Source organism: Mycobacterium tilburgii, assembly GCF_902168065.1.
In the GTDB taxonomy this organism is placed as follows: Bacteria; Actinomycetota; Actinomycetes; order Mycobacteriales; family Mycobacteriaceae; genus Mycobacterium; species Mycobacterium tilburgii.
Map to the genome: position 1 here is coordinate 33,570 of NZ_LR655702.1, position 13,203 is coordinate 46,772.

6 protein-coding genes and 7 pseudogenes are annotated in these 13,203 nt (G+C 66.9%); 4 read left to right on the plus strand and 9 right to left on the minus strand.

Features of this window, described 5'->3' with window-relative positions:
• Window positions 1-53: 53 nt before the first annotated feature.
• Together FQ389_RS07835 and FQ389_RS07840 are read right to left on the minus strand one after the other, a co-directional pair.
• On the minus strand, window positions 54-545 hold the full coding sequence (locus FQ389_RS07835; protein WP_144206642.1) for a dihydrofolate reductase: 492 nt from the start codon (window positions 543-545) through the stop codon (window positions 54-56).
• The gene (locus tag FQ389_RS07840; RefSeq protein WP_144206644.1) at window positions 542-1,342 is read right to left on the minus strand and encodes a thymidylate synthase; all 801 of its coding nucleotides are present in this window, start codon (window positions 1,340-1,342) and stop codon (window positions 542-544) included. The genes FQ389_RS07835 and FQ389_RS07840 overlap by 4 nt, the downstream gene beginning before the upstream one ends.
• Window positions 1,343-1,402: 60 nt before the next feature.
• Between FQ389_RS07840 and FQ389_RS19450 the strand changes: the two are divergent.
• A pseudogene (locus tag FQ389_RS19450) lies at window positions 1,403-2,128 on the plus strand (dienelactone hydrolase family protein); the annotation flags it as partial.
• Here FQ389_RS19450 and FQ389_RS22290 read toward each other — a convergent pair.
• Together FQ389_RS22290 and FQ389_RS07850 are read right to left on the minus strand one after the other, a co-directional pair.
• Window positions 2,121-2,619 (minus strand): annotated as a pseudogene (locus tag FQ389_RS22290) (nucleotide disphospho-sugar-binding domain-containing protein); the annotation flags it as partial. The pseudogenes FQ389_RS19450 and FQ389_RS22290 overlap by 8 nt on opposite strands.
• Window positions 2,620-2,967: 348 nt before the next feature.
• A pseudogene (locus FQ389_RS07850) lies at window positions 2,968-3,408 on the minus strand (acyl-CoA dehydrogenase family protein); the annotation flags it as partial.
• Here FQ389_RS07850 and FQ389_RS07855 point away from each other — a divergent pair.
• Window positions 3,398-3,601 (plus strand): hypothetical protein, encoded by a 204-nt coding sequence (locus tag FQ389_RS07855; protein ID WP_144206646.1) that lies wholly within the window; start codon window positions 3,398-3,400, stop codon window positions 3,599-3,601. The pseudogene FQ389_RS07850 and the gene FQ389_RS07855 overlap by 11 nt on opposite strands.
• Window positions 3,602-3,632: 31 nt before the next feature.
• Here FQ389_RS07855 and FQ389_RS07860 read toward each other — a convergent pair.
• Together FQ389_RS07860 and FQ389_RS07865 are read right to left on the minus strand one after the other, a co-directional pair.
• A pseudogene (locus tag FQ389_RS07860) lies at window positions 3,633-6,841 on the minus strand (carboxyl transferase domain-containing protein).
• Window positions 6,838-8,371: pseudogene (locus FQ389_RS07865) on the minus strand (class I adenylate-forming enzyme family protein). The pseudogenes FQ389_RS07860 and FQ389_RS07865 overlap by 4 nt, the downstream one beginning before the upstream one ends.
• Window positions 8,372-8,409: 38 nt before the next feature.
• Here FQ389_RS07865 and FQ389_RS07870 point away from each other — a divergent pair.
• Window positions 8,410-9,228 (plus strand): annotated as a pseudogene (locus FQ389_RS07870) (thioesterase family protein); the annotation flags it as partial.
• An 886-nt stretch (window positions 9,229-10,114) separates the two neighbouring features.
• Here the strand turns inward: FQ389_RS07870 and FQ389_RS07875 are convergent.
• From FQ389_RS07875 to dapB, 3 genes are read right to left on the minus strand one after another with little or no spacing between them, the layout of a single operon-like run.
• Window positions 10,115-10,570 (minus strand): flavodoxin family protein, encoded by a 456-nt coding sequence (locus FQ389_RS07875; RefSeq protein WP_144206648.1) that lies wholly within the window; start codon window positions 10,568-10,570, stop codon window positions 10,115-10,117.
• A complete protein-coding gene (locus FQ389_RS07880) occupies window positions 10,567-11,022 on the minus strand; it encodes a hypothetical protein (RefSeq protein WP_144206650.1) in 456 nt (151 codons plus the stop codon). Before FQ389_RS07880 ends, FQ389_RS07875 begins: the two co-directional genes overlap by 4 nt.
• Window positions 11,019-11,756, minus strand: a complete 738-nt coding sequence (gene dapB / locus FQ389_RS07885) for a 4-hydroxy-tetrahydrodipicolinate reductase (protein ID WP_144206652.1) — start codon at window positions 11,754-11,756, stop codon at window positions 11,019-11,021. The genes FQ389_RS07880 and dapB overlap by 4 nt, the downstream gene beginning before the upstream one ends.
• Window positions 11,757-11,867: 111 nt before the next feature.
• Here dapB and FQ389_RS07890 point away from each other — a divergent pair.
• A pseudogene (locus FQ389_RS07890) lies at window positions 11,868-13,199 on the plus strand (HNH endonuclease signature motif containing protein).
• Window positions 13,200-13,203: the final 4 nt, after the last annotated feature.

The following is a 13,203-nucleotide window of genomic DNA, read 5'->3' on the forward strand; positions in this document are numbered from 1 at the left end:
CGCGCCGGACCCCACCGAAGCCGTCGAGTATGTCAGGCGGGACGGTCGGTGCTCTAGACCCGACGATAGCTGTGGAAGCGGTACCGCAGCCCGGAGCGACTGGCGTGCCATTCCCCCGTCTCACCGAGCCACGCCCCGTCGAGCACCGGGGCCAGTGCGTCCTCGTCGTCGCGCACCAGGTCGACCTCGATCTCGGTGACCTCACACCGTGTCGCCAGCGGCAACGCCTGCGCGTAGATCTGTGCGCCACCGATCACCCACACCTCGGCCTGGGACAGGGACTCGAAGGCGGCGTCGAGCGAACGGGCCACCTCGGCGCCGTCGGCGGCGAAATCAGGCTGGCGGGACAGCACGATGTTGCGGCGGCCGGGCAGCGGCCGCAACCGGGCGGGCAGCGAATCCCAGGTTCGCCGTCCCATGATCACGGCGTGGCCCACCGTTACCTGCTTGAACCGGGCCAGATCTTCGGGCACATGCCAGGGGATGTCGCCGTTGCGGCCGATTACGCCGGATGTGGACTGCGCCCACACCAGACCGACTCTCATACAGCGACGGGGGCTTTGATCGCCGGGTGCGGATCGTAATTCTTGACGACGACATCTTCGTAGGTGTAGTCGAAGATCGAATCCCGGTGGGCGAGAACAAGTTGCGGGTACAGTCGGGGCTCGCGAGCGAGCTGGGTCCGGACCTGGTCGAGGTGGTTGTCGTAGATGTGGCAGTCGCCGCCCGTCCAGATGAACTCGCCGACGTCCAGGCCGGCCTGGGCCGCCATCATGTGGGTGAGCAACGCGTAGCTGGCGATGTTGAACGGCACCCCGAGGAACAGGTCCGCGCTGCGCTGGTAGAGCTGACAGCTCAGCAGCCCGTCGGCGACGTAGAACTGGAAGAACGCGTGGCACGGCGGCAGCGCCATCTGCGGGATCTCGCCGACGTTCCACGCCGAGACGATGTTGCGCCGGGAGTCCGGGTCGGTGCGCAGCAGCTCCAGGGCGGCGCTGATCTGGTCGATGTGTTCCCCCGATGGGGTGGGCCAGGACCGCCATTGCACACCGTAAATTGGGCCCAGATCGCCTGTGTCGCTGGCCCATTCATCCCAGATGGTGACACCGTGTTCGTGTAGCCAGTTGACGTTGGAGTCGCCGCGCAGGAACCACAGCAACTCATAGATCACCGACTTCAGGTGCACTTTCTTGGTGGTCAGCAGCGGGAAGCCGGCGGACAGGTCGTAGCGCAGCTGCCGGCCGAACAGGCTGCGGGTTCCGGTGCCGGTGCGATCCGCCTTGGCCGATCCCGTTTCCAGGACCAGGCGCAGCAAGTCCTCGTAGGGCGTCGGTATTAGCACGCGGCCAGTTTAGCGGGTCGACACCGGAAATCCTGTGTTCAACGCGGTAAAACGCGTGCCATGCCGAACATCATGGACACCATCAACACCGCCGACGGAAGTTGCACCGTCCACCTGCTAACCCCCAACGGGCACGAGGCCCGGGTCCCGTGGCCGGGCGTGATCATGTATCCCGACGCCGGCGGATTGTGCGACATCCTCCAGCACATGACGGCCAAGCTGGCCTCGTACATATACACCGCGTGCTGCTGCCGGATGTGTATTACCGCAGCGGCGAGTGGGCGCCGTTCGACATGGCCACCGTGTTCGGCGACGAGAGCGAACGCTGGCGCCTGTTCGGCATGATCGGCGCCCTGACCCCGGACAAGGTGGCCAGCGAAGCGCGCGTTCTTCAACTTTCTGTCGGATCGCCCCGAGGTTTCCGGCGAACGTTTCGGCGTGTGCGGCTACTGCATGGGTGGGCGAATCTCGCTGCTGGTGGCGGATCGCGTGCCCGACCGCGTCGCCACTGCCGCGTCGTTCCACGGCGGCGGCCTGGTCACCGAGGCCGCGGACAGCCCGCATCTGCTCGCGCACCGGATGACGGCCACGATCTACGTCGGCGGCGCCCAGGACGACGCGCGTTCACGACCAAAAACGCCGAACAGCTCGACAAGGCGCTGACGGCGGCCCAGGTGCAGCACACCATCGAGTGGTATCCGGCCGCGCGGTTTCGCCGTCCCGGACAACCCGCCCTACGACGAGGCGGCCGCCGAGCGGCACTGGGCGGCGATGACGGAGCTCTTCGAATGGCCCAGTACACCTGGTCGGCCCCATGCGGCACCACCACCTGCGGCACGCCGGCCCATGCGGCGGTGGTCGTGGTGCCCGCCCCGCCGTGATGCACGACGGCGGGGCGGGCACCCGGCCGAACAGCGCCTGCTGGTTGACCTCACCGACGGCGAAGCAGTCGTCGGCGTCTTTGCGTCGGGCGCCAGATCCGCCCAGCCGCGGTACAGCAGCACCCGCCGGCCCTGTGCGCGGATGGCCGCGATCGCCATCGGCACGATCTCCTTCGGGCAACAACCACGCGCCGGTTTGCAAGACGTCAAGGTGGGCCAGCCGCTGCCACAGGCCCAGGGTGGGGTCGGCCGCCAGCCACCGCCGGTCGGTGTAGGCGTAACCGCGCACGTCGCTCACCGGGGCCAGGCCGATCGACGCCCGACAGCTTATATCAGTGTGGGGCCGAACAACGCGTTGGCGGCGCGAGCGTTGAGGTCCCACATCATCAGGTTGTCGGTCTCACCGGTGCCGATCCCCCGGCCCACATACTCCGGTGGTGCGTGGTACGGCGACGGCAGGTAGGTCGGGTGATAGCCTGGCGTAGACGAATATGGATATGGATGCCGAGCTTGTCGGCGACGGACGTGGCTCCGGCTGCGTCCACACCAGCGCGTCACATCCCTGGGCGGCCCGCTTGCGACCGAACTGCGTGTCGATCAGCGACAGCACATGGGTGCGCAGTTGGTCCTCCGAGGATCGCGTCGCCGCGCGGTGGTCGTCGACCGCACCGACGGGCCGAAGGCCCCGCGCGAATCGTAGGTCGACAGCAACACGCGCATTTCGCTTGCTTCCTTGTCCCAGGACTACGAGACGGGCAGGTCGACAAGCTCGCCCAGCCGGCTGCGGTGCCGGTAGCCGGCGCCGAATGCCAGCTGATCACTCTTGGCGCGCTTGAGGTAAAGGTGGGCCGGATATTACCAGGTTATGCCGATGACGCCGTGCAACTGCACGCACTTCTCGGCGGCGTACACCGCGATCCTTCCGCAGTAGGCCTGCGCCACGGCCGTGGCGACGTCGGCGTCCGGATCGTCGTGCACGCAGGTATCGACGGCATAGCGCGCCGCGGCGTTCGCCGCCCCGGCCTCGAACCACAGATCGGCCAGCCGATGCTTGATCGCCTGATAGGAGCCGATCGCACGACCGAACTGCTTGCGCTGCTTGGCATAGGATAGGGTGGTCTCGAAGCACTACCGCGCCAGCCCGAGTTGCTCGGACGCGAGCAGCGCCGCGCCGATGGCCACTGCGGACAGCTTTGCGACAGGCCCGGCGATGACCGGCCCTGCTCCCACCCACATCGTGTTCAAGGACGACCCGGGTGGCGGCGGCTGCGACGCCAACGGCAACTGCGGTTCCGGCGGCGAGTTCTTCGGTCCAGGCGGTGTTCCGGGCGGGACCGGCTGTCTGCCGGGCGCGGGCTGCGACTCCGGCCACGCCTGAGCCTGCGGGCTAAAAGGCCTCGGCGGACCCCTCAGACTTTCGCCAGCCTGGTGATCCACGCCCGGGAGTCTGAGGGTCTATCACGTCGTCGAGCTCGAATGTCGTCGCGGCGCGCAGCACTTTGCCGTGCTGATAGGCCGCGGCCACCAGGCGGTCGAACAGTTCATCCCGTTCCGCGGTGACTGCCCGCGGCGGCCAGCTCTTTGCTGAAGCCCAGCCGTACCGCCCCTTCCAATCCCATTCCGCCGATTTCTCCGGTCGGCCACGCGATCGTAAAGTGCGGGGCGTGAAACGATCCGCCCGCCATGGCCATCGCGCCCAGCCCATAACCCTTGCGCAGGATGATCATTCCGATCGGCACCGTCAGGCGCACGCCCACCACGAACATCCGGCCGAATCGGCGCACCGCCACCTGCTTCTCCGCGTCCGGCCCCACCATGAAACCCGGTGTGTCACACAAGGAAATCACCGGCAGCCGAAACGATTCGCACAGTGCCAAAAAGTCACCGGACTTGTCGGCGGCTTCGGCGTCGATCGCGCCACATAGGTGATGGCTGCTGTTGGCGATTAACCCGTAGGCCACACCCTCGACGCGAACCAGCGCGGTTACGATGCCCACGCCGTAGTCGGGCCGCGGCTCGAGAACGGAGCCGACGTCGACGATCGGGTCGATGGCGAACCGCACATCGTATCGTAATCGATTCTCCGGCACCACATGTCGGGCAAGTCGCGGGTCGGGCGCAGCCCAGTCGGCAAGACGGCCCTGAAAGTACGACAGATACTGCTTGGCCAAGGACACCGCGTGGGTTTCGTCGCGCGCCATCAAGTCCACCACGCCGTTGTGGCGCTGCACGTCGATCGGCCCGATCGCTTCGAGTGGGTAGACACCCAAGCCGCCGCCCTCGATCATCGCCTGCACGCCCATGCCGATATTGGGGTCGGGCGTCGCGATGATGACGTCGCACACCCCGGTGAGCGCCGTATTGCCGGCGAAACAACGCCCGGAGACGATGGACACAACGGCACCCGGCCGCGCAGACCGGCCAGCATCCGGAAGGTCGGCACGTCCAACCCGGCCGCGCCGCCGACATCGGTGTCGCCAGGCTGGCCCCCGCCATCCTCGGCAAAGAGCACGATGGGCACGGCTTTTCGGGCCGCCAGCTCGAAAACGCGGTCCGTCTTGGCGTGGTTGCGCATGCCTTGGGTCCCGGCCAGCACGGTGTAGTCGTAGGACACCACCGTCTCGGCCGCCGTCGGTCCGAACCGGTCGGCGCCGATGGTGGCCACACCGGCAACCAGGCCCGTCGGCCGGGGTGTTGGCGATCAGGTCCTCTTCGGACCGGCAGCTGCGCTGCACGGGCAGCGAAGCAGCCCCCAACGAACAGTTGGCCTTCCTCGAAGCGATGAAGATGCAGCATGTTCTCGTCGCACCGGATGCGCTGCGCACGGTCCGGACCCTGGTGGCCCCGGGCCAGGTCGTCGGCACCGGTGATCCGCTGCTGGTGTTCGTCCGCACCGGCGCCGGTCTGGGCCGTGACTCCGCCAGCGCTGCAGTCGATCTCGACCGGACCCGGGCAGATCTCGACGAAGTCCTGCAGCGCCATCTGTTCACCCTCGACGAGGGGCAGGGACACGGCAGTGGCCAAGCGGCACCGGCAGGGCCGCTGCACCGCCCGGGAGAACATCGTCGAGCTGGTCGACGCCGGCAGCTTCGTCGAGTTACGGTGCGCTGGCCATCGTCGGCCGCGACCTCGACCACGGTGCCCGCGAACTGCGCACGCAGTGCTTCTTCGCCGGAATGCAGCTCGACAGTGGCCACCCGGGTGTCGTGCTCGTGCACCAGCGCCGCGGCGGCCAGCTCGGGCAACTTGGCGTCTAGGAAATCCGTCGTCACCACTCCCGAATGAATGTCACTGTTGGACAACAGCTCCCAAAATATGTTCAGATTCGTGCGGATGCCCTCGATGCCGAATTCGGCCAGTGCGGTCTGTGATTTGCGCAGCGCCGCCGGGAATGACGATCCGTGCACGTGGGTGATCACCTTGGCCAGCAACGAGTCGTACCGCGCGGTCAACGTCAGCCCGGTCCGTCCGTAGCTGTCACCCCGAACGCCCGGGCCGCCCGGCGGACATAACTGGGTCAGGGTTCCGGACGCGGGCACCACGGTTCCGTCCGTCGACAACGTTTCGGTGTTGATTCGCGCTTGGATGGCGATACCCCGCTGCGCGGTGGGCTCTCCAATGAATTCATAGCCGTCGGAATCGATTCCGTACGTCAGGCCCAACTAATAGTAGGAGGCGCCGCCGGCGATCGCGAGCTGGGTGGCCACCAGGTCGACGCCGGTGGTCTCTTCGGTGATCGTGTGCTCCACCTGGATGCGGGGGTTGATCTCTAGGAAGACGAACTGCTTGCCGGAGACCCGGAATTCGATCGTGGCCAGGCCGCGCAGTCCGACCCGGCCGCACAACCGGGCCGCGGCCAAATGCAATTCGCGACGCAATGACTCCGAAATCCATTGCACTGGAGCTATTTCGACGATATTTTGGTAGCGACGCTGAATGCTGCAATCACGGTCCCCGAGGGCCAGCGCATGGGTACGGGCCCCGGCAGGTGCCACGACGATCTGCACCTCGATGTGGCGGGCATCGGCCATCACCGCTTCGACGAACACCGCGGAACTGCCGAACCCCAGCTGCGCCTCCGCAGCGCACTGTCGGTATGCGCTGTCGATCTCCTCGGCAATGTCCACGCGGCGCATGCCGCGCCCGCCATCACCGGCCAGCGCCTTGATCATCACCGGTCGACCCCGGGCGGCGAAGAACGCGTGCACGTCGTCGACGGTGCTCGTCCCCTCGGTCGCGGGCAGCACCGGCGCAAATTCGCGGCGGCGCTCGCCGCGGATTTGTCGCCGACCATGTCGAGGACGTCGGGGTCGGGTCCGACGAACGTGTATCCGGCGGCCGCGCATGCGCGCGCGAAACCGGCGTTCTCGGAGAGGAATCCGTACCCCGGATGGATGAGCTGCGCGCCCGCACTCTTGGCCGCGGCCAGTATCGACGACTGATCCAGATAGGCCTGCTCACTGGTGCCAGGCAGCCCGATCGCTTCGTACGCGGCGTGCACATGTGGGATTTCGGCATCGTCCCCGGCGTAGACCGCGACCGTTTGCAGTCCCACTTCGGCGGCGGTCCGGATGATCCGGAGCGCGATTTCGACGCGGTTGGCGATCAGCAGTGTCATCGAAGCGGGTCGCCCCACTGCACTTCACCGTGTAGCTTGGGTTTGAGCAGTTTGCCGCCGGCGTTGCGCGGCAACGCTTCTGACACCACGGTGATGTACTGCGGGATCTTGTAGTCGGCGAGCTCCCGCGGCAATGCTCGAGCACGGGCGCCATATCGATCTGCGTCTCGCCGCCGAACAGCACGGATCCGACCTTCTCTCCCATGACTTCGTCCGGCACCGCCAGCACACAGGCGTCGGCCACCGTCGTCGCGGCCAACAGTACCGATTCGACCTCGACGCTAAACACGTTCTCACCGCCGCGATTGATGATGTCCTTGAGCCGGTCGACGATGTGTACGCGGCCCGCGTCGTCGACCCGCGCCACATCGACGGTATGCAGCCAGCCGTCGACGACGATGGTCTCCGCGGTGGCCTGCGGCCCGGTTCCAGTATACGGCGGTCAAATTGGCCCCCCGTGCAACCCATTCGCCGACGCGGGGGTCGTCGCCGTTCGGGACCAGGCCGAGGTCCTCCGAGGGCACCGCGTACCCCACCGAGTCGGCGTTGTCAATGACGTCCCGATCGGGCAGCACGGTCATCAGCGACGCGGACTCGGTTATGCCGTAGCCGTTGAACACCATGGCCTGCGGTAAGGCGTTTTTCACCGCCCGCACCAGTGAGGGCGCGATGGGCGCGCCGCCATAGCAGACCCAGCCCACACCGGACACGTCGGTTTTTGCAAAGTCCTTGTGCCGCAACAGCAGTGCATAGACCGCGGGGACGGTGACCATCAACGAAACACGCTCGGCGGTCAGCGTGGCGATCAGCAGATTCAGGTTGAGCGTCGGCATGATCACCGCGGTGCCGCCGAGCCGCGCGATGGCCAGCAGCTGCGAACTGCAACCCGTCACGTGGAACAACGGCACCGATCAGCGTGCGCAGTTCCTCGCCACGGTCGGTGGAAAATCCCACGCACCGATTCGTGTTCTCGGTGTTGGTGATGAACGCCTCGTGTGTGGTCGGCACGCCCTTGGGGTGCCCGGTCGTCCCCGAGGTGTAGAATAATACGGCCGTGTCGGCGGGTCGGCGTTCGTCGACCACGAATGGGTAACCGTCGTGCAGCGGCGCGGCCGCGGCCAGGTCCGCCCGGACGTCCGCGTCGGAGAGCAAGAACTCGACCTCGGGCTGCGCCGACCGCGTATTAACCGCCACCGCAACACCGCCGGCCATGACCGCGCCCCAAAACGCCAGCACCCAATCGATTACGGCCGGGTAGCGCACCGCCACCCGGTCCCCGGGCCGCACACCGGCCGCGCGTAGCCCGCCCGCTACTCGCGCGGCCCGGTCCCACAACTACCGGTAGGTCAATCGGCCGGCGCCGACCTCCACCACTGCCTCCCGGTCGGGATGTCTCTCGACGCGTTCGGACAGCATGTCCAGCAGCGTCACGGGCACATTATCGTAGCGGGGGACCCCGTCCCGGTCCCGGGACACGCCCGCGGTCGAGAACGGGTTGTGCCCGCGCGGAATTTCAATCACTGGAGGCATGCCCGGTCCTTACTATCCGGCGTCCTATCGTGATAGCGATGACGATCGAGGATTCCGCCATCATGCCCGAGGCATTCTTTACTGTCGATGGCGACTCCTACATTTACATTCCGGGTCCGATGACCCGCGGGCCGTGGGGCGCCGCGAGGGCGGTCAGAACGTCGGCGGCCTGTTGGGTTGGGGCATAGAGCAATCGGTCATCGATCCCGATTTTCAGCAGCCCGCCTGACCGTCGACCTACTGCGGCCGGCGTTGTTGTTGCCGGTGCAGATCCGGACCTCGGTGCTGCGGGAAGACCGGCGGATCAGGCTGATCGACGCAACCCTGATCCAGCGCGACACGATCGTCGCCCGCGCCAGCGCGCTGTTCCTGCGTCGCAGAGACCATCCCGACGGTCAGGTGTGGTCCCCCGGTCGAGAGATGCCGCCACTGCCGGTCCGCCGCGATGGCTTCCCGGTTGAGATGCCGTTTCACATCTGGTGATACGGCGCGACGCGTCAGGGAAGTCCCGGCATCTCCCCGGCGAGTAGGAGCAGTCCCACGCTCAGAAGTTCGCCTGGGCCCGGCTGTTTCGCCGATAGTGCAGGGCCACCCGCTGACGCCGTTCACCCGTTTGGCGTTCGCCGGCGATATCACCAGCTCGGTCACGCATTGGGGCACAGGCAGATTGCGCTACATCAACGCCGACTACACCGTCACCGCCAGCCGCTTGCCGGATGGCGAATTTATCGGGCTAGCCGCGCAGAGCCATTATGGCGCGGCGGGCGTGGCCACCGAAGCCGCAACGTTATTCGACTGCCACGGCCCAATCGGGACCAGTTCCGCCCTGGCCGGCCCAGCCCGCCGACGCGTTCAGACGACCCACCCCTAGCCCGTCGGGTCGCGGAAGGCCCCGCCACGCTGCGGGAACTCTCGACTGCGCCCGGAATTGGGCTATGCTGCTGTGCACTACCTGCCAACGGACCTGCACTGCCCGCAGCGGGGGGAACCGTCACGGTGGGTGGACATTTCCCGTGGAGGGGAACGCGCCATGCCCATGCGCTTCGATCCGCGATCCCCTTGCCGCGCCGCCGGACGAACGGCACCCGACCCGTGACGACCGCGACGCTCGACCTCGACGGTCGGCTGGTCGACCGTCGGCACGAACTCACCGAGCTTCGGAATGCGGTGGAGGCGGCGGGGAGTGCGTGCAAAGCGTGGAACTCGGCGACGTCGCCGCCGAGTTCCACCACCGGACGGGCGGCAACCCGCTGTAGGTCCGCCAGCTGCTGTACCGGGCGCAGCGCGAAGGCGCGCTCGTGCTGGTCGGTGGTGGAAGTTGCTCGGCGCTCGATCGATCACCTTTGGGGTGTCGAGGCATGCCCACAGCGCGTGTGCCACCACGTCGGGCGATCGCGCCGCAGCGGCCGTGGCGGACACCTCGATCGAGGTGAGCACCCGCAGGTCCCAACTCGGATGACCGCCCGGCCAGTCCCAACTCGCCGCCATCGATAGCGGCCCCGTTCGACGACCCCGCGAGCGATTCCAGATGCCCGACCCGGTCACGTTGTCGGTTCGTCCCGAAGCCTCGCGCCCGATAGCGGAAGCACTCCACACCCCGAGGTGGATTCGGCGTTCGTCAGCGCGATGAAGCGGGTTGGCCCGTCGTGTCGTCACCGGCCGCGCCGAAGTCGCTGTTCTCCACGTCCGGCGCTTCCGCCGAGTTACGGGAGGCTGGTTAAAATCCTTCCCCCTGAACGTGATTCACTCCATGAGCTGAGCGGCGACCGTGGCCCCGAGGTTCCAGCACACCTCCACGTCATCCTTGCTCGGCTTGCCCGACACCACCACCGTCTCCGCGGCTTTCACCCATCCCAGCCCGGTTGTGATAGCGTTCAGTCCCCGTTCGGCGCCCTCGGTGCCCTCGTTGCCGTGCATATACACACCGAACGGACGTCCCCGTGTCGTGTCGAGCAATTGGTAATAGGCGCAGTCGAATGCGTGCTTGAGAGCGCCGGATATGTAACCGAGATTGGCCGGCGTGCCCAGCAGATAACCGTCCGCCTGGAGCATCTCCCCCGGCGAGACCGTCAGTGCCGGCCGCCGGATGACGTCCACGCCTTCGATGTCCGGGTCTGTGGCACCGGCGAGCACCGCCTCGAACATCTCCTGCGTGTGCGGTGACGGTGTGTGATGGACGATCAGCAACGTCTTGGTCATCCGCGCCCCTTCAACCGCACCGCGGTCTTCATGGCTTCCCGTGCCCGGCGCCGGTCCCCCGCGTAATCGTAGGCCCGCGCCAGCCGGTACCACCGCCGCCAGTCGTCGGGATCGGCCTCGACCTCGGTGCGCACGCTCGCGAACAGCGCGTCGGCCGCGTCCCGCTGGATGCGACCCGATGGGCGCCGCGGCAGCGCGGCAGCGTCGAGTTCCAGCCCGTCCTCGACGATCAGGCGGGCCAGCCGCTGATGCGCGAACCCGGCCCTAAGGGTGGCGACCATCGCCCACAGCCCCATGACGGGCAGGGCCAGGATCGCCAGCCCGAGACCCACGGCCGACGCCCGTCCCGAGGCGATCATCGCCAGGGCCAGCCTCCCGAGCAGCACGAAATACACCAGCATCGCCGCGCACAGTAACGCGATGAGCAGTTGGGTGCGCAGCGACTTGTTCATTGCAGGTTGAGCAGGGGCTCCAGCCCCACTGTCAGCCCCGGGTGTTCCTGGATGCGGCGCACCGCTAGCAGCACACCGGGCACAAACGACGTGCGATCCAGGCTGTCGTGGCGGATGGTCAAAGTCTCGCCCTCGGTGCCGAACAGCACCTCCTGGTGGGCGACCAGCCCGGCCAGCCGCACTGAATGCACCGGTATCCCCTCGACGTCGGCGCCGCGGGCGCCGGGCAGGCCGGTGCTGGTGGCATCGGGATTCGGCGGCAGGCCTTTTCGGGATTCGGCGATCAGTTTCGCGGTGCGAGCCGCGGTGCCGGACGGGGCGTCGGCCTTGTGTGGATGGTGCAGCTCGACGACCTCCGCGGACTCGAAGAAGGGTGCCGCCTGCTTGGCGAAATGCACCGACAACACCGCGCCGATCGCGAAGTTCGGCGCGATCAGCACCGAGGTGCCCGGGCTGGCGGTCAACCACTCCTCGACCTGCTGCAGCCGTTCCGCGGTGAAACCGGTGGTACCGACCACAGCGTGAATCCCGTTGGCAATCAGGAACTCTAGGTTCGCCATCACCACATTGGGATGGGTGAAGTCGATGACGACCTCGGTGCCGGTGTCTATCAGCAGGCTCATCGGATCGCCGGCGTCCACCTCGGCCGACAAAGTCAGGTCGTCGGCGGCGCACACACCCGCCACCATCGCCGACCCGACCTTACCCTTGGCTCCCAGCACTCCTACGCGCATGGCCTTCACCCTAGACGGACCACCCCGTGGGCTTTATGCACAGTTCGGCGTTGATCCACAGGCAGCGCTTTTGGCCGTGACCTGCCAGGGGATCCTCCATAAAATTCGAACATGAATTCGATCAACATGCCGGCGGAGGTGTGCGGCACCCTCGACGGCCTGGACGCGGCCGACGCCGCCGACCGCAAGCTCAACTTCGCCATGTTGAGTCCGGCGGTCCGGCTGCACCTACTCGACCGCATGGAGGCGTCGCGCCGGCGGCAGATCGCGGTGAGCCACGACGTGATCGCGAGCCTCGCGCGGGAGGAACCCACCGCGGTGGGCGGACCGATCCTAGTAAGGTGATCGCCGACCGATTGCGGATCAGCTATGCCGAGGCCCGCCGACGCACCAGAGAGGCCAAACAACTCTCGGAGCGTCTGACTCTGACCGGCCAAGGTTGCCACCGGAACTGCCAACGACGACCCAGGTCTGGCGCGAAGGACGCCTCGATGCCCAGCACTTGCGCGTGATTCACTTGTCCGCGATCTGCCGGACACGACACCTCCCGCCACGGTGACCGACGTCGAATGCTTCCTCGCTAAGCAGGCCACCAAACTACGTCCCGATCAGCTGGAGCGGGCGGCGCACCGAATCACCCTGCAGCTCAATCCCGACGGCAAGTTTTCCGACTCCGACCGGGCACGTCAGCGCGGGTTCATCTGGTGCGGTCAGCGCCGCGACGGGATGAGCATCGGCAAGTTGGTCGCGTCCCCGGAACTGCGCGCCAACCTCGATGCGTGGCTCGTGCGCTTTGCCGTGCCGAGCATGTGCAACCCGGACGATGAATCCCCTTGCACCGCGGGAGACCCAACGAGGAATCCGTCGGCAAGGACGCGCGAACGCCCGGCCAGCGTAAGCACGACGCACTCAACGCCCTGGTACGGGGACAGCTGGGTTATCCAAAGCTCGGCCAGCACAACGGGTTGCCGGCCACCGTCATCGTCTCGACCACGCTGCAGGAGCTGACGGCGGGCGGTGACCGGCGCCGGCACGCTGTTGCCAATACCGGACCTGATCCGGATGGCCCGCCACGCCTATCACTACTTGGCGGTATTCGACGAACATCAAGACCGGCCACTGTATCTCGGCCGATCACGTCGCGTCGCCACGCCAGACCAACGGGTCGTCCTGTACGCCAAGGATCGCGACTGCACGCACCCCTGCTGCGACGTACCAGGTTATTGGTGCGAAGTCCACCATGTCGACGAATGGGCGGCGGGCGGCTCGACCGATGCCGATGCGCTGACGTTTGCCTGCAGACCTTACCACAAACTTGCCGGATTGGGTTGGCAGAACAGGAAACTCGCGAACGGCCGGACCGAGTGGATTCCGTCGCCGGAACTCGATGTCGGCGCGCGCACCAACGACTACCATCACCCGGAACGGCTTGCGGGGCGATGAACCG